Genomic DNA, 20,417 nt, shown 5'->3' on the forward strand with positions numbered 1-20,417 from the left:
GTTTTCATAGGATTACCCTATCTCCGTAACTTCCTTGGGGCATGGGGCAAAGCCGGCCCGAACGGGCCGGCTTGTCATCTGCAGGTGAATTAGAACTTCTGGCTGTAGTCGAGGTAGTAGATGCGACCGTCGATGCTGTAGAGGTCTTCGTCGTAGGTGAAGCCATCGCTCTCGAGGGACGGGCCCGCGTTGAACATGTTCTTCACGCCGACCTGGATCTTGCCATCCCAGGGTGCATCCACGCCGACGTTCAGGTTCCAGGTGGTCTGGGACGCGATGTGGCCCACTTCCTCACCGGTATCGGCGATATAGTCCTGGCTCTGGGAGTCGATGTAGTTCGCGCTCAGGTAGGTATCCATGTTCCACCATTGGGGAACATTGACGCCGACACCGGAGCTGAAGCGCAGCTGCGGCAGACCGTTCTGGCCGATCTTGTCGATGACGGGGCCACCGGCGTACAGACCTTCCTCGTACTCGAGGATGTAGGTACCGCCCAGGTCGTAGCGGATGGTGGCGTAGTTCAGGTCGTACTTGTAGTCCACCTTCAGATCAAGACCCGAGGTCTTGAGGGTGCCCAGGTTGACCATGGGCGCGATGGCGCCGCTGATCTTGCCCTGGCTGTTGCGGGTGATGTAGCTGGAGCCGCCGCTGTTGAGCTCGTCATAGATGACGGACTGCAGGGAGTTCAGCTGGATCACGTCGTCGATCTTGATCGTGTAGTAGTCCAGGGAGAAGTTCAGGTCATCCAGCGGGCTGTAAGCCACACCGAAGTTCCAGGTATCCGCGGTCTCTTCCTTCAGCTCTTCGTTGGAGGTACGGGTGGTATTGTACTGACGGTTCGGGCAGTCGGCGGCGGAGATGCCGTTGGCCTCGCAGTAGACATAGTCCTTGGCCCAGTCGGCGGAGAAGGAGTCAGCCGCATAGAGGTCGCTCAGGCTCGGGGCGCGGAACGAACGGGACCAGGAGGTGCGCAGCATCAGGTTGTCCAGCGGCTGGTAGCGCAGGCTCGCCTTGGGGGAGAAGGCGCTGCCGAAGTCGCTGTAGTCATCGAAGCGACCGGCCACGTTCAGCTCGATCTGCTCGGTGATGGGCACCAGGGACTCGATGTAGGCGGCGGTCACATCCCGGACACCACCGGAGGAGTTGCCGGAGGAGCCGATGATGTTGCCGGCCTCGGACTGAGCATCGTACTTGTCGGTATAGACCCAGTCGTTGTACTCGGCGCCCGCATACCAGCTGACCGGACCGGCCGGCAGTTCACCCATGTCCCACTGGACACCGGCGTACCACTGGTAGAAGTCCATGGTGGAGCGGCGGCTGGTGTCGGCGGCCATGGAGGCCGTTGTCTTGGGATCAAACTCGCCACCGACGAACTTGCCGTCGGCCACTGCCTGCTGGGCAGCGGACTTCAGGACGTAACCGGTGCCGTTCTCCTTGTTGTCGGTCTTGGAGTACATGTAGCCGGCGTTCCACTGCATGTCGCCGACGCTTTCGGTGGTGATGGTACCCTCGAAGCCCAGGTTCATGCTGCCGGTCATGTCGGTGACCAGGTTGTCGCGGGGGCCGACGTTGTTGAAGCGGTAGTAGGCATAGGCTGCCTCACCCAGCCCCTGGGTGGCGGCGGCATCCAGGCCGTTGTCGGCGAAGAACTGGGCGTTCTTCGGGTTGGCCGGATCGATGGTGAAGGCGCCGGCGGCAGGGGCGAAGCGGCCGAAACTCTCGACCCGGGAGCCGATGAGCTGCGGCACGAAGTCGACGTTGTCGTTGATGTGATAGCGACCGTTCACGTACAGGGTGTCGCGGCTGCGGGAGGCCGTGGTAGCCGCCACCTGGCCGTAGTTGAAGTTACAGCCGTCCTCGAACCCGACGAAGGGGGACTTACAGGTGCCATCGGCATTGGTGGCGCCGGCCAGGGGACCGTATTTCCAGATGGGATCCCCGTTTGCATCGAGGCCGGTGATCCCTTCCACGTTGCGGCCATAGGCGCTGGGGGCATCGTTGCCCTGTTTGGAGAGATAATCGCGATCCCGGCTGTAGATGACGTCCTTCTTGTCGTGCTCGTAGACCGCCATCAGGGAGCCCTTCTCGCCGGCAACGCCCGCGACGATGGAGCCGCTCTTCTCGTCACCACCCTCTTCGGTCGGGGAGCCGAGACGTCCCTGGAAGGTCAGGCCTTCATAGCCCTCTTTGAGCACCACGTTGATGACACCACCGATGGCGTCGGAACCGTAGATGGCGGAGCCGCCGTCCAGGTTGACTTCGACCCGCTCAACGGCAGCCATGGGGATGGTGTTCAGGTTGATGGAGGTACCGCCCATGGTGGGGGAGCCCGCCACCCGTTTGCCGTTCAGCAGGACCAGGGTACGCTCTGAACCCAGGCCGCGCAGGCCGACGGTGGATTGGGACTGGAAGGAGCTGCCGGAAGCCGGGGAGACGCCACCAAAGGAGTTGTAGGAGGCCTGCTTGAGGTAATCGGCGACGGTCTGCTGACCGGACTGTTCGATTTTTGCCTTGGTCACGGAGACGACCGGGGTGGCGCCTTCCACATCGACACGGGAGATCCGCGAGCCGGTGACCTTGATTTTTTGCAGTTTTTCGACGTTCTGGCCCTCTTCGGCCAGGACAGGGGTAGCCACTACTGCCGCGCTCGCCAAGGCAAACGCGACGGCAGCAGAGAGTCTGCTTTTCCTAAGCATCGCTAGTATCCTTCCTGATTGTTTTTTGTTTGCTTCCATACCGCCCTCGTTGGAGCGGTGCGTAAGGCTTATCAAGGTTTGATGATTGACGTCAAATGGAGCGGCAAGGATGGGGGCGACGGAACTAATTAGATGACTATGGGCAATTGTTTGATTGTTTTTGGTGTTTTATTCCGAAAGAAATGCCTCGTGTTTTGTAAAGATGTTGTTAAGGCCCTTCTTTGCGATTTTATTTATTATTTTTGAACTTATCGATAAGGCGTCTGTCGGGTCTGGTTCGATATCGTAAAACGACATTTTTACAGTGTTTTTATCTATATTGGCGAAGGAGTCAGTATGGGTTCAGCCAGGAGGTTCCGGCATTCCCCTTCTTCTCTATATAGGTAAAAATGGCACCGGATGTCACCATGGCTATGTGATTGATTTGTATTGGTTTTTTGTTTGTTTAAACAGGCATTTAATTATTATTTTAATTATTAAAAACAAGTTTCATGACAGGGCGTAGCAGTTTTTTATATTGAAGTTGGCTTTTTTGGAAAAAAATATCAGCGGGTTGTGCTGCAAGTGACTCCCAGGAGCAATGACCTGGTTCTACTTGATTTTTGTTGCAGAGCTTTTACAGTGACCGAGCCGGATTGTCTGCCGATAACAGGCAATTCAGTGAGTAATGCCAGGAAGGATAGGCTCGTCATCGGATGTGACTGGCCATAAAAGAACAACAAGGACGAGGTTCCACCATGCTGTCGTATTTCCTACGTCGGATGCTTTTGATCATCCCGACGTTTCTCGGTATCACCCTGCTCGTCTTCACCATCACCCGCTTCGTGCCGGGCGGCCCGGTCGAGCGCATGCTGCTCCAGGCACAGGTCTCGCAAAACGAGAGCGGTCGCTCCAGTGGCAGCAAGGGGGCACAGGCGCTCTCCGATGAGCAGATCGAGGAGCTCAAGGCGTTCTACGGTCTCGACAAGCCCATGCTGATCGCCTATTGGGAGTGGTTGCAGAAGCTGGCGGTGCTGGATCTCGGCGAGTCGACCCGCTACTACGAGCCGGTGTGGGATCTCATCAAGGATCGCCTGCCTGTGACCGCCTTCTTCGGGCTCGCGACCTTCCTGCTGAGCTACGCCGTCTCCATCCCGCTCGGGGTGGCGAAGGCGCTCAGGCACAACAGCCGCTTCGATTCGCTCAGTTCCATGCTCATCTACATGGCCTATGCGCTGCCCGCCTACGTGGTGGGGATCTTCCTCATCACCGTCTTCGCCTTCCATCTGGAGTGGCTGCCCATGGGGGGCTTCCCCGGGGACGATTTCGAATACATGGAGAGCAGCTGGGATCAGATCCGCACCGTCTTCGCCCACGCCCTGCTGCCCCTCATCGCCTACGCCATCGGGGATTTCGCCATCCTCACCATGACCATGAAGAACAGCCTGATGGAGAACCTGTCGGCGGATTACGTGCGCACCGCCGTGGCCAAGGGGTTGCCGTTTCGCAAGGCGGTCACCGATCACGCCATGCGCAACAGCCTGATCCCCATCGCGAGCCACCTGGGGTCAGTGCTCACCGTCTTCTTCGGCGGCTCCTTCCTCATCGAGACCATCTTCAACATCGACGGCATCGGCCTGCTCGGCTACGAGGCCATCGTGGAGCGGGATTACCCCACCGTCATGGGCATTCTGGCCATCACCTCCCTGCTGATGCTGGTGGGCAATATCGTCTCCGACATCTGCGTGGCCCTGGTCGATCCACGCGTGCGGTTTGGAGAGTGAGCATGAACATGAACCTGAATCCGGTAACGCTAAAAAAACTCAAGCGTTTCAAATCGATAAAACGCGGTTACTACTCCTTCATCATCTTCTCGGCCCTGGTGATCATCTCCCTCTTGGCGGAGCTCCTGGTCAACAGCCGGGCGCTGGCGGTGAGCTATCAGGGGGAGCTCTACTTCCCCACCTATGGCGACGTGATCCCGGGTCAGCAGTTCGGGCTCGACTACGAGTACGAGACCAACTATCGCCAACTGAAAGCCAAGCTTGAGCAGGAAGGGAAGGGGGACTGGGTGCTGCTGCCGCTGGTGCCCTGGAATCCCTATGAGCAGGACTTCAAGGAGGAGGCCTATCCGCCCTATGCCCCGAGCCTTGAGGAGCGTCACTTCCTCGGCACCGACACCAGCGGTCGCGACGTGCTGGCGCGCCTGGTCTACGGCTTTCGCATCGCCATCGGCTTTGCCTTCATCGCCCTGGTGGCGAGCTATGTCATCGGGGTCACCATCGGCTGCATGATGGGCTTCCTCGGCGGTCGTTTTGACCTCCTGATGCAGCGCTTCATCGAGATCTGGTCCCAGGTGCCCTTCCTCTACGTCATCATGATCCTGGTCTCCCTGGCCAAGCCGAACTTCGGCCTGTTTGTGGGCATCAACGTGCTGTTCGGCTGGATGGGGATCACCTGGTACATGCGCACCCTTACCTACAAGGAGCGGGCGCGGGACTATGTGATGGCGGCGCGGGCCCAGGGCGCGGGCACGGGGCGCATCATCTTCAACCACATCCTGCCCAACACCCTGATGATGATCGTCACCCTGGCGCCCTTTGCCGTGGTGGGGAACATCTCCACCCTGACGGCGCTGGATTATCTGGGCTTTGGTCTGGCGCCGCCGACCCCGAGCTGGGGAGAACTGCTCTCCCAGGGGATCAACAACCTGGACGCCATCTGGATCGTGAGCTCGGTGGTGGCGGCGGTGAGTCTGGTGCTCATCATGGTCTCCTTCATCGGCGAGGCCATCCGGGAGGCGTTCGACCCGCGCAAGTTTACCCGCTATCAGTGAGGTGCGGCGCCAGGTATGGCCGCACAGTGATGACCCTTAATCGAGAAGCCCCCAGTGAAGGGGTATGACCAGGAAGTCAAATATGAACAATAAAATCAAATGGATAGGTGCACTTTTTCTGCTGGTTAACGGGACCTGGGTGTGGGCGGCCAGCCTGCCTGCGGATCTCAAGTGGGAGACCAACGACACCGACCCCGTGTTCGCCTCCCCCAAGGCGCTGCCTGGCGGCAGCATCACCATGTTCGTGGACAGCTTCCCGCTGACGTTTCGCACCGTGGGCCCCGACTCCAACGGCGCGTTCCGCTCCTTCATCCTGGACAACCAGCTGAGGCTCATCAGCTTCCACCCCAATACGGGCAATCCCATCCCCTCCCTCGCGAGTGCCTGGGCCATCGCGCCGGACAGCCAGACCGTCTACTTCAAGCTCGACCCGCGCGCCAAATGGTCGGACGGCAAGCCCGTCACCGCCGATGACTACACCTTCGGCTACGAGATGATGCGCTCCAAGGACATCAAGGGCCCCTGGTTCAACAACTACTACACCACAGAGGTGGTGGCGGTGGAGAAGATTGACGACCACACCATCCTGGTGAAGGCGGGCAGCCGCAAGGCCAAGCTGGATCTCCTCAACACCACAGAGCTCTGGCCCCAGCCCAAGCACTACTACAAGATGGGCCCGAACTGGGTGAAGCAGTACAACTGGGCCGTGGTGCCGACCACGGGTCCCTATGTGATGAGCGACGTGAAGAAGGGCAAGTCCGTGACCTTCAGCAAGCAGAAGGAGTGGTGGGCAAAAGACGATCGCTACAACCAGCACAGGTTCAACCTCGACACCATCAAGGTGCAGGTGATCCGGGACCACAACATCGCGTTCCGCCACTTCCTGAAGGGGGAGCTGGACACCTTCGAGATGATCCTGCCGAACTGGTGGCATGAGAAGGCCGTGACCCCGGAGTACAAGAAGGGCTATGTGCAGAAGGTGATGGCCATGACCGACACCAAGCAGGGGGGGCAGGGGGTTCACCTCAACGTTAGCAACCCCAAGCTTGCTGACATCAACGTGCGCCTCGGCATCCAGCACGCCATGAACCTCGACAAGATGATCGAGACGGTGCTGCGCGGCGACTATGACAGGGCCACCACCTTCGGCTCGGGTTTTGGCGAGTTCACCGACATGACCCTGCCCGAGCGCGCCTACGACATCGCCAAGGCGCGGGAGTACTTCGCCAAGGGCGGCTACGCCAAGCCGGGGCCGGACGGCATACTGCAGAATGACAAGGGGGAGCGGCTGACCCTGGCCCTCACCTACACCAGCCAGGAGCACTCCAAGCGACTGACTGTGCTCAAGGAAGAGGCCAAGAAGGCTGGCCTGGATCTGGAGCTCAACCTGGTGGACGGCGCCACCGGCTTCAAGGTGATGCTGGAGAAGAAACACGAGGCGGCCTGGCTCGGCTGGGGGGGGGGCGGCCTCTATCCGCAGTATTGGGAGTCGTTCCACTCGGACAACGCCAACAAGCCCCAGACCAACAACCTGTTCAACGTGGCCGACAAGGAGCTGGATAATCTTATCGACGCCTACAACGTCGAGTTCGACATGGGCAAGCGTGCGGAGATCTCCCGCCAGATCCAGCAGCGCATCTATGATCTCGCCATCTTCGTGCCCGGGGTTCAGCTCAACTATGTGCGGGCCAGCAGCTGGCGCTACGTGATGTTGCCCGAGGTACCCGCCACCCGCAACACCCCGGATCAGCTCTACTGGCCCATGGACGGCTACCCCCACAGCAGTGGCGGCCTGCTCTGGATCGATCCCAAGGTGAAGGAGGAGACCCGCCAAGCCAAGGAAGCGGACAAGGCGCTTGCCCCCATCACCCTGATCGACAAGACCTATGCACATCATTGAGGGAGAGACGATGGCAGCGACAGAGTCTCCTCTGCTCGGCACCCGGGGTCGTGAGGGGTCGCACCAGGCCCCCATCCTCGAGGTGCGCGATCTCGAGGTGGAGTTCGCCGTCGACGACGGCAAGATAAAGGTGCTCGACGGGGTCAGTTTCCAGGTCGCCCCCGGCCAGACCCTGGGGATAGTCGGCGAGTCCGGCTGTGGCAAGAGCGTCACCTCGCTCGCCATCATGGGCCTGCTGCCCAAGCCCCATGGCCAGGTGGTGGCGGGTTCCATCCGCTTTCAGGGGGAGGAGCTGCTCTCCCTGCCGCCGGATCAGATGTACAGGGTGCGCGGCAACCGCATCTCCATGATCTTCCAGGAGCCCATGACGGCGCTCAACCCGGTGCAGACGGTCGGGGATCAGCTGATGGAGGTGTTTTCGCTGCACAGACCCGACTACAGCAAGGCCCAGCGCCGGGAGGCCGCCATCGCCATGCTGCAGAAGGTGGGCATTCCGGAGCCGGCCCAGCGTTTCGCGGCCTACCCCCACAACCTGTCGGGGGGAATGCGCCAGCGGGTGATGATCGCCATGGCCCTGGCCTGTGAGCCCGACCTGCTCATCTGTGACGAGCCGACCACGGCGCTGGACGTCACCATCCAGGCCCAGATCCTGGATCTGATGAAGGCGCTGCAGGCCCAGACCGGCATGGCCATCATCTTCATCACCCATGATCTCGGGGTGGTAGCGGAGCTATGCGACGAGGTGGTGGTGATGTATGCGGGCCGGGCGGTGGAGCGGGCAGACATCTTCGAGCTGTTTGACCACCCGCGCCATCCCTATACTCATGGTCTGATGGCCTCGATCCCGCGTCTGGAAGATGTGCCAAAGAGCCTGCTCAAGACCATCAAGGGCCAGGTACCCGCCCTGCACGAGATGCCGGCGGGGTGCCGCTTCTCCAACCGCTGCCCCCACGCCACCGCACTCTGCGTGGAGACCATACCGGTGACCGAGTCGTTGACCGAACGCCACGCCGTGGCCTGCCACCACTGGAAGGAGTTGAGCATATGAGCATCTTGTTGTCGGTTCGGGATGGGAAACGGCAGCTCGGCTGCGGGGAGGGCATGGAATCATGGCCATCCTTCGGCCCGGGCGAGCGGGGGCGTGCACGATGAGCATGTTATTATCCATACGGGACCTGAAGCAGCACTTCAAGATGGGGGGCGGCTTCCTGCGCAAGCAATACACCGTCTATGCGGTGGATGGCATCAGCTTCGATCTCAGGCAGGGGGAGACGCTCGGCCTGGTGGGGGAGTCGGGGTGCGGCAAATCCACTCTGGGGCGCTCGCTGCTCAAGCTGTTCGAGCCGACCGCTGGCTCCATCACCTTCGAGGGGAAAGACATCACCCACCTCTCGCCCAGGGAGATGCGCTCCCTGCGCCAGGAGATGCAGATCGTGTTTCAGGATCCTGCAGAATCCCTCAACGGCCGCCACACCGTGGGGCAGATCCTGGAAGAGCCCTTCATCATCCACGGCAAGGGCACGGCGGCGCAGCGGCGGGAGTGGGTCCGGGATCTGCTGGACAAGGTGGGGCTGCCCGGCAGTGCGGCGGATCGCTACCCCCACGAGTTTTCCGGCGGTCAGCGCCAGCGTATCGGCATCGCCCGCGCCATCGCCCTCAAGCCCAAGCTGCTGGTGTGTGACGAGGCGGTGTCGGCCCTCGACGTCTCGGTGCAGTCCCAGATAGTGAATCTGCTGCTCACCCTGCAGCGGGAGATGAACCTGGCCATCATCTTCATCGCCCACGATCTGTCGGTGGTCAAACACATCTCCGACCGGATTGCGGTCATGTACCTGGGACGGATCGTGGAGCTGGCCGAGGCCCAGGAACTCTATCTGGCCCCCCGTCACCCCTATACCCAGGCGCTGATCTCGGCCATTCCGGTGCCGGATCCCCGCAGGCGCAACCAGCGTATCCTGCTGACCGGGGACGTGCCGTCCCCTATCTCGCCGCCGAGTGGCTGCCACTTTCATCAGCGTTGCCCCTATGCGACGGATCTGTGCCGCAGCACCTCACCCGGGCTCGAGTCATGCGGCGGGGTGAGCCACCAGGTGGCCTGCCATTTCCCCTTGCCTCCGGCGGAGGCGGCACCACTGGGAAAGGCGGTGTGATACCGGTGTCCACCTCGTCACGGCCGGTATCGAAACCCGGCGACATCGAGGAGACGGAATAAAAAAATGGGGCCTGTGGGCCCCATCTTCATGGTTGGAGTTCAGGTTTGGCCGTGGAACATCTGGCCCGGGCGGGACAGCGCCCCGAAGGGGTAGCTGTAGTGTGGATTGCTGGATTGTTTTGTAATTTATTTACGTTGCTAACTTCAACTTCCGGGCGAACGAAATCAGGCGCCATAGCGGAAGTAGTAGTTGCGGGTTGCAGGCGCATAAGTGACTTTCTCTTCAACGCCTTTCTTGCTGGTGGCACCCTTCAGGTGGAACAGCACTGCCAGGTTCTCAAACATATATTCACCTCATCATTGGTCATCATGGGTTGTGTGTGACCTGGGTCACGGTTTGATCCTAGGGGTTTGTGTGACATGGATCAACTTTTTGTGTTGTAAATTTACATAAATCATGGAAAAGGTTTTCAATTTCAGGGTTGCTTATGGATACGCTTTCAAGCCCCGGTGTTGAGAAGAGGGAGGAGAGGCTGGCGGGAGGAAGCGGACGGAGAGGGAGGCAGAAACGAGATGCCCCGCACGGGGCGGGGCATCTTGAGGCGTGACCAAAACGCTTATTTGGCCGGGATATGTTCCAGCACGTGGACCAGCAGCTGCCAGAAGCGTTCGACCGCCGGGATGTGCACCTTCTCGCCCGGCGCGTGGGCGCCGCGAATGGTGGGACCGAAGGAGACCATGTCCCACTCCGGGTAGGCGCTCTTGAACAGACCGCACTCGAGACCGGCATGGATCACCATGACGTTCGGCATCTCGCCGAACAGGGTCTGGTAGCTGTTGCGTACCAGCGCCATCACAGGGGAGTCCACATTCGGGGCCCAGCCCGGGTAGGCGCCGGTGAATTCGCAGCTGGCGCCGGCCAGGGTGAACAGGGAGCGGGTCATCTGCTCGATGTTCTCGCGGCCGGAGTCGATGAGTGAGCGGATCAGGCACTGCACATAGACTTCCCCCTCGAGCGTCTTGATGACGCCCAGGTTGGTGGAGGTCTCGGTGACGCCCGGGATGGCGTCGCTCATGCGCATCACCCCGTTCGGGCAGGCCATCAGGGCGTCCAGCAGGCGGGCCTGCAGGGATTCGCTCATCAGCTGGGCCGGTTTCTCCTGGCTGTTGAGCAGCACGGTCAGGTTCGCCTCGGTGGCGGCCAGCTCGCTCTGGTAGATGCCGGTGTAGCGGTCGACCAGAGCCTTGAAGTCGTTCACGCTGGCGGCGGGCACCAGCAGGGTGGCGCGGGCCTCGCGCGGGATGGCGTTGCGCAGGGTACCGCCACTGATATCTGCCAGGCGCACGCCGAGCGGCTCGGCCGCCTTGAGCAGACGTACCAGCAGCTTGTTGGCGTTGCCACGACCGCGGTGAATGTCGACCCCGGAGTGACCGCCGCGCAGGCCTTTCACCTGCAGTTCGAACCCTTCACCCTCGGTGGCGGCGACCCGCTCCAGGGGGAAGCGGATATTGGCGTCGACCCCGCCGGCGCAGCCCATGTAGACCTCGCCATCTTCTTCGGAGTCGGTGTTCAGCAGGATCTCCCCTTCCAGCCAGCCGGCCTCCAGACCGAAGGCGCCGGTCATGCCGGTCTCTTCGTCCGTGGTCAGCAGCACTTCCAGCGGGCCGTGCTTGATGGTCTTGTCGGCCAGCACGGCCAGACAGCCGGCCATGCCCATGCCGTTGTCGGCACCCAGGGTGGTGCCACGGGCGGTGACCCATTCACCGTCGATATAGGCATCGATGGGGTCCTTGGTGAAGTCGTGCTGGGTATCGGCGTTGGCCTGGGGAACCATGTCGATGTGGGCCTGCAGCACCACGGCCTTGCGGTTTTCCATCCCCGGCGTGGCCGGCTTCTTGATGATGATGTTGCCCACGGCGTCCTGTTTTACCGCCAGGCCTTCTCCCTGGGCCCACTGCACTATCCAGGCGCTCAGCTGGGCCTCGTGCTTGGAGGGGTGGGGGATGGAGCAGATCTGCTCGAAGAATTGCCAAATCAATTTGGGAGACAGAGAACTAAGCTGTGCCACGTCGGGACTCCTTACCAGCATGGAAATTGTCGGGGCCCCATCTGCGGGCCGGGGAAGAGGATAACGATAATACAGTCAATCACGCAAAAATGTGAGCGATCAGCGCAAATAGCGGTCTACTTGTGCTGGTAAAGGGTGCTTGCATGGCGAACTTCACTGCTCTGTGCCGCTCGGTCAGCACAACATGGAATTTGTGAGTTGCATCACAAAAATATTGTCTTTTTGGCGATGGATGGTAAATTAGCCGCCGTGGTCACCCCACTTGTCAGGATGACAATGAATGCCTCCAGGGAACCGAAGCAAAGCAAGTGCGCCTCCATGGAACCGAGTGTCCGTTCAAGGATTTGAACCCGCATTAAGGTACGTAACTTGTTAAGCAATCAGGAGTTCATGATGTCAGGCAGCAATTCAACCTATTGGTTTGCCCAATCCCTCTATACCCAGGGCTTCAACTACCCGAATCCCTACGCCGGTCGCCGCTGAGGCAGACAGGCAACCCGTCAAGCAGCAGGCGTGTGAGGACTTCATCCTCCCCCTGCTATTTTTTTACCCGATCGCTACCTGATATGTGGTGTGGGTAACCCGAATGAGCACCCTGCTGGCGAAAACCTGTCCCATCCTGCGCCAGACTGGCGGAAGATGGCCGACTTTTCCTGTTTTTCGCATACGTTTGCCACGCATTTTATCGATAAAGGGTGCTATCATACCGGCCCAACAGCCGGCCCGAGCTCGGGATCCTGCCCGACCTGGCCGCCAGCTACCCCCAATCCCTGCGTTCACTGCATCCGTGTTTGCCACCGAGGCGCCAGCCCTGAGGCGGCAAACGTGCAAGCAAAATTCGGGAAACGGGGCGCCAGAATTGACCGGCTCCCCGGTGTCTGCCGGGGGCCTTGCTTCTTAAGTGATTGCCTTATAACTCGTTGAGATCGACAGCATGCCTAAAAAATTCTACGTGTCCTGGGACAACCTGCAACGTGAAGCGCGCCGCCTGGCCCGTCGTCAACTGCCCGTCAGCCAGTGGAAAGGGATCATCGCCGTCAGCCGCGGCGGTCTGGTGCCTGCCGCTCTGATGGCCCGTGAACTGGGCATCCGCAATGTCGAGACTCTCTGCATCTCCAGCTATGACCACGACAACCAGCGCGAGCTGGTGGTCGTCAAGGCCGCGACCACGGCCGGTGACGGCGAAGGCTGGCTGGTGGTGGATGATCTGGTGGACACCGGCGGCACCGCCAAGGCGATCCGCGAGCTCTACCCGCGTGCCAAGTTCATCACCATCTTCGCCAAGCCCATGGGCGAGCCTTTGGTGGATGACTTCGAAGTTGCCATTCCGCAGGACACCTGGATCGAGCAGCCCTGGGACATGGCGCTGGAGTTCGCCAAGCCGATCTGCGACGAAGAGTAATCGCCACGCCGCCTCCGCAGGCACATTCTGGTGCCGGGATGGTGTAATTGGGCCCCTTATGGGGCCCAACGTGTTTCTGGTGTGGCTGCCCGCCCTGAAAAGTGGTTAAGATGGAGCATTGTTTGCGACAGAAGAGCCACCATCTTGGAACCAAACGACGATACCAACCTGACGGAAAAGCTATTTACCCGGGTCAAAAAGGTATTGGAAACCTCCGAAATCTCCAACTCCAGCCCCGTTGACGAGCAGGATGGCTCGCTGACCGAGAGTTTCATCGACGGCGCCCTGTCCCCCCATTGGTACCGCCTGCTGCGTCGCCCGACCTGGGCCTGGCAGGGGGCCGATCCGGTGGAGGTGGAGCAGACCCTGGCCCAGATCGCCATGGGGCAGGGGGAGCGTACCCACGAGCGTTACCTGGACACTATCAAGGGCTACGTGCCCGGCAACTGGGTCTACGAATGGAGCCAGCTTGCCGGCCGCTACTTCAACCGGGGTCGCGAGCTGGTGGCACAGGGTGAGCGGTCCGCCGCCCTGAAAAGCTTGCTCAAGGCGGTGCGCTACTACTCCATCGCGAGTTACCCCCACCTCAAGCACGACGAGCTGGCGGATCAGGCCCAGTTGCTTGGCAACATGGCCTATCGCGAGGCCGGACGCCTGTTCAAGGTGCCCCTCAAGGAGCTGCAGGTCCCGTTCCGGGGCAAGACCATCCAGGGGTATCTGCACCTGCCCACCACCGACAGACCGGTTCCCCTGGTCATCGTCAGCGGCGGCATCGACTCGCTCCAGGTCGACTTCCTCAACTTCTATTTCAAGTGCCTCGAGCCCCACGGCATCGGCATGCTGTCGCTGGACATGCCGGGCACGGGCTATGCCGAACACTGGCCCCTGGTGCAGGACACCAGCCGCCTTCACCAGGCGGTGCTCAACTACCTCTCCGAGGTAGCCTGGGTCGATCACCAGCGTATCGCCATGGTGGGGTTCAGGCTGGCAGGCAACGTGGCGGCCCGCCTCGCCTTCGTCGAGCCCTTCAAGCTTCGGACCGTGGTCTGCATCGGTGCCGGTATCAACCAGGTGTTTACCAACCAGGAGATGTTTGCCCGCTGCCCGCGCATGATGCGGGACGGGCTGGCGAACCGTCTGGGAGCAGATGCTGCCCAGTGGGATCTGCTGCGCACCAAGTGCCAGGTCTTCTCCCTCAAGACCCAGGGGTTGCTGGGGAGCCGCACTTCCGTGCCGATATTGAGTATCGGGCACAAGAAAGATTTTATTTGTCCCGAGCAGGATGTCCGGGCTCTGGCCGCCGCCAGCCGCAATGGCAAGGCGGTGGTGTTTGACAAGCAACCGCTGCTCGAGGTCTATGACGAGGCGCTCAAGGAGACGGTTGATTGGCTCAAGAAGCACTTATGTACATGATATAAAACTAAAAATGTAACATCATCGTGTGATGGTATGGCTTGTTCAACAGGGAGGTTAGCATGTCAGAGAGAGTGACCTATAAGCGATTGCTGCGGCAATTCGCGGCCATTGGCCCCTATTTGCGGGAAGACCTGTGCGAAGAGGGGCGCTACCGCTTCGACTGTCTTTCCGTCTGCGTCAGCGCCAAGCCGGCGCCTGACAAGCGGGAATTCTGGGGCTGGTGGCTGGTGCTGGAGCAGGAGGATCACCGCTTCAGCTATCACTATCAGGTCGGCTTCTACAATGCGGAAGGGGAGTGGCTCGACAAGCCGCTGCCCAAGAAGCACCAGGCAGAAGTCGAGCGCACCCTCCATCACTTCTACAAGCTTATCAGCGGCAAGCTGGCCCAGCTGGAGTGCACCCTGTCGCCGGCCGAGCAGGTGACCGCCGAGCTGAGCGTGACGGCGGCCTGACCCCTGGCCCCGCGCACTCGTTGTGCGGGGCTGCTTCTCCCCTGTCCCGACCACCTTGCACAAGGCTTAATTGCCTTGCAGGGCAACAGGGCCGTGGGTATAAAGGGACTCCTTACTTTTCTGACCCCTTTGTTCCCATGGAAAACAGAACCATAGTCGTCAAACTGGGCACCAGCGTGCTCACCGGGGGATCTGCCCGGCTCAACCGTGCCCACATGGTGGAGCTGGTCAGGCAGTGTGCCGCCTTGCATCGACACGGACACCGTGTCGTGCTGGTCACGTCGGGGGCCATCGCCGCCGGTCGTGAACACCTGGGCCACCCTCCACTGGCGCCTACCCTGCCGAACAAGCAGATGCTGGCGGCGATTGGCCAGACCCAGCTCATCCGGGTGTGGCAGGACCTGTTCAATCTCTACGGGCTGCACATCGGCCAGATGCTGCTGACCCGTGCCGATCTGGAAGACAGGGAGCGCTACCTCAACGCTCGCGATACCCTGCGCACCCTGCTCGATCACCGCATCATCCCCGTTATCAACGAGAACGATGCGGTGGCGACCGCCGAGATCAAGGTGGGGGACAATGACAACCTCTCCGCTCGCGCCGCCATTCTGGCGGACGCCGACCTGCTGATCCTGCTGACCGACCAGAAGGGGCTCTTCACCGCGGATCCGCGCACCAACCCGGATGCCCAGCTCATCGAAGAGGTGCAGACCATAGATGACACCCTGAGGTCCCTTGCCGGCGACAGCGTCAGCGGCCTTGGCACCGGCGGCATGGCCACCAAGCTGCAGGCGGCCGACGTGGCACGCCGGGCTGGGGTGGACGTGGTGATCGCCACCGGCCAGATCCCGGAAGTGATCGGTCGCCTCGCCGCAGGGGAGCGGGTGGGTACCCTGTTCCCGGCGCTGGCGTCGCCCCTGGAAGGGCGCAAGAGCTGGATCCTGGCGGGCCCGCCCCCCCATGGGGAGGTGCATGTGGATCAGGGCGCCGTGGCCGCCATGCAGGAGAAAGGCTCCAGCCTGCTGCCCAAGGGCATAGTGGCGGTCAAGGGGGATTTCGTGCGCGGTGACGTGGTGCGCATCCTGGATCCCAAGGGGAGCGAGCTGGCGCGCGGCATCTGCCGTTATGACCACCTCGAGCTCGACCGCTTGCGCGGCGTCCATTCGGACAACATCGAACAGGTCTTGGGTTACGGCTATGGTGCCGTGGCCATTCACCGGGATGATATGGTGCTGCTGTAAGCCGCACCGATGAAAGAGAAAAAGGATGACGTTATGAGTCTGGAGAAAATGGGGCTGGCGGCCCGCGAGGCGGCCTATCAGCTGGCCACCGTCAGCACGGCGCAGAAGAACCGGGCGCTGGCCGCCATCGCCGATGAACTGGAGGCGCGCAGTCACCAGATCCTGGCGGCCAACGAGAAAGATATCGCCGCGGGGCGCGAGGCGGGGCTGACTGATGCCATGCTGGATCGCCTGCTGCTCAACCCGGCCCGGCTGGCCGGTATCGTCGCGGATGTGCGCAAGGTGATCACCCTGGACGATCCGGTCGGTGCCGAAATCGACAGCCGGGTACTGGAGAACGGCCTGCGCCTCTCCCGCCGCCGGGTGCCCATCGGCGTCATCGGCGTCATCTACGAGGCGCGCCCCAATGTCACCATCGACATCGCCAGCCTCTGCCTCAAGACCGGCAACGCCAGCATACTGCGCGGTGGCCGGGAGACCTTCCACTCCAATCTGGAGCTGGTGCGGGTGATCCAGCATGCGCTGGCCGCCTCCGGCCTGCCCGAGGCGGCGGTGCAATACATCGATAACCCGGATCGGGCGCTGGTCGGCGAGCTGCTGCGTCTGGATCGCTACGTGGACATGATCATCCCCCGCGGCGGCGCAGGCTTGCACAAGATGTGCAAGGAGAACAGCTCCATCCCGGTCATCATCGGCGGCTTCGGCATCAGTCACATCTTCGTGGACGAGAGCGCCGATCTGGTGCGCTCCCTGGCGGTCATCGACAACGCCAAGGTGCAGCGCCCCTCCGCCTGCAATGCCCTCGATACCCTGCTGGTTCACGAGAAGGTGGCCGCTACCTTCTTGCCGCAGCTGGTGGCGCTCATGAACGAGCGCAAGGTGACCCTGGTGGCCGCCCCCAATGCCATGACGCTGCTGGCCGGGGCCGACAACCTGTGCGAGGCGGGGCCGGAAGACTTCGACACCGAGTGGCTGGGGCTGACCCTGGGGGTCAAGCTGGTGGCCGACGTCAACGAGGCGCTCGCCCATATGCGCGAGCACAACGCGGGTCACTCCGACGCCATCCTGACCAACTCCCTCGTCAACGCCGAGCGCTTCGTCAACGGCGCCGGCTCGGCGGCCGTTTATGTCAACGCTTCTACCCGTTTCACCGACGGCGGCCAGTTTGGCCTCGGCGCCGAGGTGGCGGTCTCGACCCAGATGCTGCATGCGCGTGGCCCCATGGGGCTGACCGAGCTCACCAGCTACAAGTGGGTCGGCCAGGCGGATTACCTGAGCCGTGCCTGATCCGTTGTTTCGCCATGCCGCTCTGAATGCCGACCCTGGTCGGCATTTTTATGGTTTTTTATTGCGCGCAATCAGTGGCTTGCATATAACTATCCAGCGAGAGGTGGCGTCTTTCAGGGCGCCGGACTATCGGCTGAACGGGGAGCGACTTCAAGGATGAAGCGACACTATGTAAGCGGATGGCTGGGCCGTCTCTGGCTGAGCCTGCCCTTGCTGCTGGGGGCGCTCTGGTTCAGCAGCGCCAGTCACGCCAGCTGGGATCAGGATCTCTATCGCCAGCTCGGGCTGGCGGGCAAGCTGGACAAGAAGGTGTTTCGCCAGGCCCTCGATGGTTATCAGAGCGTGCGTCACAAGCGAAAGCCCATCCTCACCATCATCGACTACAGCAAGCCCTCGACCATGCGCCGGCTGTTCGTCATCGACGTCAAGCGCCACAAGCTGCTCTATCACACCTGGGTCAGCCACGGGCGCAACTCGGGGGAGCTGGCGGCCCGCCAGTTTTCCAACCAGATGAACTCCCGGCAGAGCTCCCTCGGGGTCTATCGCACCGCCGAGACCTACCAGGGCAAGCACGGCTACTCCCTGCGTCTGGACGGCCTCAGCCCGGGCAAGAACAGCAATGCCCGCAAGCGGGCCATCGTGGTACACGGGGCGGACTATGCGAGCCCCAAACACCTGCGCAAGTTTGACAAGCTGGGTCGCAGCTGGGGTTGTCCCGCCCTGCCGCGGGAGCAGTCCAGGGCCATCATCGACACCATCAAGGGGGGGAGCGTCATCTACGCCCACGGCTGAGAAGCACTCCACGATCTTGCTGGCGGCCTCTCGTCACCACTCGTGAGCCGGTACTGAGGCAAACGTTCCGACCAGCAAAGAGCAAAAAGGCCAGCATATGCTGGCCTTCGCGTCTCGGGTGGGGGGTTACTTGCGCACCACCAGCACCGGGCAGGGGGCGTGGCGTACCACGGATTCGGCCACGCTGCCCACCAGCAGATGGCTGATGCCGGAGCGGCCGTGGCTGCCCATGACCAGCAGGTCCACCTTGTCCTCCTTCGCCTGGATAACGATCTCGTCGGCGGCGCGACCGAAGCGCACCTCGAAGGTGGCCGGAATTGGCAGGCAGGCTACCAGCTCCTTGAGCTGGCTCTTGGCCTGGCGCTCCATCTCGTGGGTGATCTCGATGGCCGTCATGTGCAGGATCTTGTAGCTGTCGAAACCGTGCAGCTGATCGACCACGTGAACCAGCTTGAGCTCGGCCTGGTGGCTGGTGGCCATGAAGACGGCGTAGTCGAGCACGGCCTTGGACATCTCGGAAAAGTCGACGGGGCAGAGCAGGGATTTGATGGTTGGCATGAGAATCTCCCTTCAGGTTGGGCTGCTAATGAATCTTGTTTTCATCATACCGAACGAGGGGACAATAACCCTCGACCCGCTCGCAAAATGAGGAAAATCTCCGGTGGTACCGGCAATTTTCTATGCTATCTGTAAGCCTGAATGTGCCGTCTGGCGTTTGGCGCCCGCCACACCACCGAGGAAACACATGGTTCGTCTGCTCCTGTTGTGCTGTCTGTTGTGCTGTCTGTTGTTCGTCTTGCCCGTCCGGGCCGATACCATACACGTCTATTGCGATGACTGGCCCGGCTTTTGTCAGCAGGATGGCGAGGGGGTCTATCTGGACGTGGTACGCGCCATCTATGAACCCCGGGGTTATGTCGTGGTATCCCATCTGGTGCCCTACAAGCGGGCGCTGGCGCAGGTCTCCCAGAAGGGAGGGGACATGGCGATGGGGGTCTATCGGGGCGAGGTGTCTGGGGTCCATCAACCGGATTACCCCGACTCGGCCGACCATGTGACCGTGCTGATGCAGAAGCGCTGGCTGCCGCACTGGACTGGTGTGCAAAGCCTGAAAGGGCAGGAAGTGCTCTGGCTGCGGGGCTGGGCCTTCGACAAGTTCATCCCGGTCGCCATGAACTGGCACGAGATAGATAACCACGACATGGCGCTGCAACTGCTGATGAAGGGGCGCTACCGCTACTACCTGACCGACGACGCCCTCTATCCCAAGGGGGCCCTCCCTCCCGAGCTGGCGCAGGTCTTCCTGCACTGGATCCCGACTTACCCCATTTTTGCCGACACCGAGAAAGGCAGGCTGTTGAAAGCGCTCTGGGATCCCGCCATGCATGCCCTGCTGACGGGGGGGAAACTGGCGGAGATCTACCGGGAGAACCGGCTCTACGACTATTACCGGGACTTTATCCGGGAGCAGGAGGCGAGGGCGCGCAAGGCGCCGCCGCCGGGCAGATGACCCCTGTACGGCTGGCCGGGCTGGTTCTCTCTCCTGGTCAGCCCTCGGCGTTCGGCTCCCGGCCCTGGGCTCTCAACCCCTTGGCCAGGCGGTCGTAGAGGATGACGTTGACCGAGGCCGCCAGGTTCATGCACCCCTTTGTGGGCACATAGATCACCTCCTTCACCGCCGCGAAACGGGCGGGCTCCAGGGTGCCATCCTCCGGGCCGAAGATGTAGAAAGCCCGCGCCGGGTGCACATAGTCCGGCAGGGAGGTGGCCCCCTCGATGAGATCCACCAGCACCGGGGTACACCCCTCGGGCACGAAGTCCAGCAGCTCCTCGACCCCGAGCAGGGGGATCTTCTCCACCATCTGCTTGGTATCGGTGACAAACCGCCTCGCCAGCTCGAAGCGCTGCCCGGTGTAGTAGACCTCGTCCGCCCCGTAGCAGCCGGCGGCCCGCATCACGGCGCCCACGTTCTCCGGGGACTTGGGATTGACCAGCCCGATGGCGCAATAGTCGCATCCCTCCCGATCATCGGTCCTGAGCTGCCCGGCTTCGCCCTTCTCTGACACTTTCATCTCGCTCTCCTCTGTGGCGGCGCATTATACCCCCGCCGCGCCCCTTGCCCAGCGCGTGGCGCTCTCTCCCGCCGGACGGGCCCAACAAGGGAGCAGTTGCACCGTCCCGGCGCAGGCCAGCGT

General features: G+C 61.5%; 16 protein-coding genes. 12 read left to right on the plus strand and 4 right to left on the minus strand.

Features of this window, described 5'->3' with window-relative positions; genetic code table 11:
* Positions 1-89: 89 nt before the first annotated feature.
* Positions 90-2,696, minus strand: a complete 2,607-nt coding sequence (locus tag I6L45_RS10740; RefSeq protein ID WP_216982050.1) for a TonB-dependent siderophore receptor — start codon at positions 2,694-2,696, stop codon at positions 90-92.
* Positions 2,697-3,433: 737 nt separating this feature from the next.
* Here I6L45_RS10740 and I6L45_RS10745 point away from each other — a divergent pair.
* The 5 genes from I6L45_RS10745 to I6L45_RS10765 all read left to right on the plus strand — a co-directional run bounded on the left by I6L45_RS10745 (position 3,434) and on the right by I6L45_RS10765 (position 9,561).
* Positions 3,434-4,459 carry an ABC transporter permease subunit gene (locus I6L45_RS10745; RefSeq protein WP_043762394.1) on the plus strand — a complete coding sequence of 342 codons (1,026 nt, stop codon included), beginning with the start codon at positions 3,434-3,436 and terminating at the stop codon, positions 4,457-4,459.
* Positions 4,460-4,467: 8 nt separating this feature from the next.
* Entirely contained in the window at positions 4,468-5,511 is a 1,044-nt protein-coding gene (locus tag I6L45_RS10750; protein WP_216984199.1) for an ABC transporter permease, read from the plus strand.
* Positions 5,512-5,593: 82 nt separating this feature from the next.
* Positions 5,594-7,411 carry an extracellular solute-binding protein gene (locus I6L45_RS10755; RefSeq protein WP_216982051.1) on the plus strand — a complete coding sequence of 606 codons (1,818 nt, stop codon included), beginning with the start codon at positions 5,594-5,596 and terminating at the stop codon, positions 7,409-7,411.
* A 10-nt stretch (positions 7,412-7,421) separates the two neighbouring features.
* Positions 7,422-8,459 carry an ABC transporter ATP-binding protein gene (locus I6L45_RS10760; RefSeq protein ID WP_216982052.1) on the plus strand — a complete coding sequence of 346 codons (1,038 nt, stop codon included), beginning with the start codon at positions 7,422-7,424 and terminating at the stop codon, positions 8,457-8,459.
* Positions 8,460-8,559: 100 nt separating this feature from the next.
* A complete protein-coding gene (locus I6L45_RS10765; protein WP_216982053.1) occupies positions 8,560-9,561 on the plus strand; it encodes an ABC transporter ATP-binding protein in 1,002 nt (333 codons plus the stop codon).
* 619 nt (positions 9,562-10,180) lie between these two features.
* On the opposite strand, the gene I6L45_RS10770 is transcribed toward I6L45_RS10765, so the two are convergent.
* Complete coding sequence (locus I6L45_RS10770; RefSeq protein WP_043762385.1) at positions 10,181-11,632, minus strand: aminoacyl-histidine dipeptidase; 1,452 nt, start codon at positions 11,630-11,632, stop codon at positions 10,181-10,183.
* A gap of 934 nt (positions 11,633-12,566) precedes the next feature.
* Between I6L45_RS10770 and gpt the strand changes: the two genes are divergently transcribed.
* The 6 genes from gpt (at position 12,567) to I6L45_RS10800 (ending at position 18,222) form a co-directional block, all read left to right on the plus strand.
* Complete coding sequence (gpt, locus tag I6L45_RS10775) at positions 12,567-13,034, plus strand: xanthine phosphoribosyltransferase (protein ID WP_043762384.1); 468 nt, start codon at positions 12,567-12,569, stop codon at positions 13,032-13,034.
* Between the two features lie 144 nt (positions 13,035-13,178).
* Positions 13,179-14,447 carry an esterase FrsA gene (gene frsA / locus I6L45_RS10780; protein WP_216982054.1) on the plus strand — a complete coding sequence of 423 codons (1,269 nt, stop codon included), beginning with the start codon at positions 13,179-13,181 and terminating at the stop codon, positions 14,445-14,447.
* A gap of 62 nt (positions 14,448-14,509) precedes the next feature.
* The gene (crl, locus tag I6L45_RS10785) at positions 14,510-14,902 is read left to right on the plus strand and encodes a sigma factor-binding protein Crl (protein ID WP_216982055.1); all 393 of its coding nucleotides are present in this window, start codon (positions 14,510-14,512) and stop codon (positions 14,900-14,902) included.
* Positions 14,903-15,039: 137 nt separating this feature from the next.
* On the plus strand, positions 15,040-16,143 hold the full coding sequence (gene proB, locus I6L45_RS10790) for a glutamate 5-kinase (RefSeq protein WP_043762379.1): 1,104 nt from the start codon (positions 15,040-15,042) through the stop codon (positions 16,141-16,143).
* 33 nt (positions 16,144-16,176) lie between these two features.
* Entirely contained in the window at positions 16,177-17,430 is a 1,254-nt protein-coding gene (locus I6L45_RS10795; RefSeq protein WP_216982056.1) for a glutamate-5-semialdehyde dehydrogenase, read from the plus strand.
* Positions 17,431-17,586: 156 nt separating this feature from the next.
* Positions 17,587-18,222, plus strand: coding sequence for a murein L,D-transpeptidase catalytic domain family protein (locus tag I6L45_RS10800; protein WP_216982057.1), 636 nt, complete (start codon positions 17,587-17,589; stop codon positions 18,220-18,222).
* Between the two features lie 126 nt (positions 18,223-18,348).
* Here the strand turns inward: I6L45_RS10800 and I6L45_RS10805 are convergent, their stop codons facing one another.
* Positions 18,349-18,780, minus strand: coding sequence for a universal stress protein (locus tag I6L45_RS10805; protein ID WP_043762376.1), 432 nt, complete (start codon positions 18,778-18,780; stop codon positions 18,349-18,351).
* Positions 18,781-18,967: 187 nt separating this feature from the next.
* Between I6L45_RS10805 and I6L45_RS10810 the strand changes: the two genes are divergently transcribed.
* A complete protein-coding gene (locus tag I6L45_RS10810) occupies positions 18,968-19,732 on the plus strand; it encodes a hypothetical protein (protein WP_216982058.1) in 765 nt (254 codons plus the stop codon).
* A 37-nt stretch (positions 19,733-19,769) separates the two neighbouring features.
* Here I6L45_RS10810 and I6L45_RS10815 read toward each other — a convergent pair whose 3' ends face one another.
* Positions 19,770-20,294 (minus strand): RNA methyltransferase, encoded by a 525-nt coding sequence (locus tag I6L45_RS10815; protein ID WP_254204314.1) that lies wholly within the window; start codon positions 20,292-20,294, stop codon positions 19,770-19,772.
* Positions 20,295-20,417 lie beyond the last annotated feature (123 nt).

It is taken from the genome of Aeromonas sp. FDAARGOS 1415 (assembly GCF_019048365.1).
In the GTDB taxonomy this organism is placed as follows: Bacteria; Pseudomonadota; Gammaproteobacteria; order Enterobacterales; family Aeromonadaceae; genus Aeromonas; species Aeromonas taiwanensis.

What these genes read in the sequence shown, in the direction of transcription:
- I6L45_RS10740 (WP_216982050.1), bottom strand. Translation starts at nt 2,696, where the DNA reads ATGCTTAGGAAAAGCAGACTCTCTGCTGCCGTCGCGTTTGCCTTGGCG.
- I6L45_RS10745 (WP_043762394.1), top strand. Translation starts at nt 3,434, where the DNA reads ATGCTGTCGTATTTCCTACGTCGGATGCTTTTGATCATCCCGACGTTT.
- I6L45_RS10750 (WP_216984199.1), top strand. Translation starts at nt 4,468, where the DNA reads ATGAACCTGAATCCGGTAACGCTAAAAAAACTCAAGCGTTTCAAATCG.
- I6L45_RS10755 (WP_216982051.1), top strand. Translation starts at nt 5,594, where the DNA reads ATGAACAATAAAATCAAATGGATAGGTGCACTTTTTCTGCTGGTTAAC.
- I6L45_RS10760 (WP_216982052.1), top strand. Translation starts at nt 7,422, where the DNA reads ATGGCAGCGACAGAGTCTCCTCTGCTCGGCACCCGGGGTCGTGAGGGG.
- I6L45_RS10765 (WP_216982053.1), top strand. Translation starts at nt 8,560, where the DNA reads ATGAGCATGTTATTATCCATACGGGACCTGAAGCAGCACTTCAAGATG.
- gpt (WP_043762384.1), top strand. Translation starts at nt 12,567, where the DNA reads ATGCCTAAAAAATTCTACGTGTCCTGGGACAACCTGCAACGTGAAGCG.
- crl (WP_216982055.1), top strand. Translation starts at nt 14,510, where the DNA reads ATGTCAGAGAGAGTGACCTATAAGCGATTGCTGCGGCAATTCGCGGCC.
- proB (WP_043762379.1), top strand. Translation starts at nt 15,040, where the DNA reads ATGGAAAACAGAACCATAGTCGTCAAACTGGGCACCAGCGTGCTCACC.
- I6L45_RS10795 (WP_216982056.1), top strand. Translation starts at nt 16,177, where the DNA reads ATGAGTCTGGAGAAAATGGGGCTGGCGGCCCGCGAGGCGGCCTATCAG.
- I6L45_RS10800 (WP_216982057.1), top strand. Translation starts at nt 17,587, where the DNA reads ATGAAGCGACACTATGTAAGCGGATGGCTGGGCCGTCTCTGGCTGAGC.
- I6L45_RS10805 (WP_043762376.1), bottom strand. Translation starts at nt 18,780, where the DNA reads ATGCCAACCATCAAATCCCTGCTCTGCCCCGTCGACTTTTCCGAGATG.
- I6L45_RS10810 (WP_216982058.1), top strand. Translation starts at nt 18,968, where the DNA reads ATGGTTCGTCTGCTCCTGTTGTGCTGTCTGTTGTGCTGTCTGTTGTTC.
- I6L45_RS10815 (WP_254204314.1), bottom strand. Translation starts at nt 20,294, where the DNA reads ATGAAAGTGTCAGAGAAGGGCGAAGCCGGGCAGCTCAGGACCGATGAT.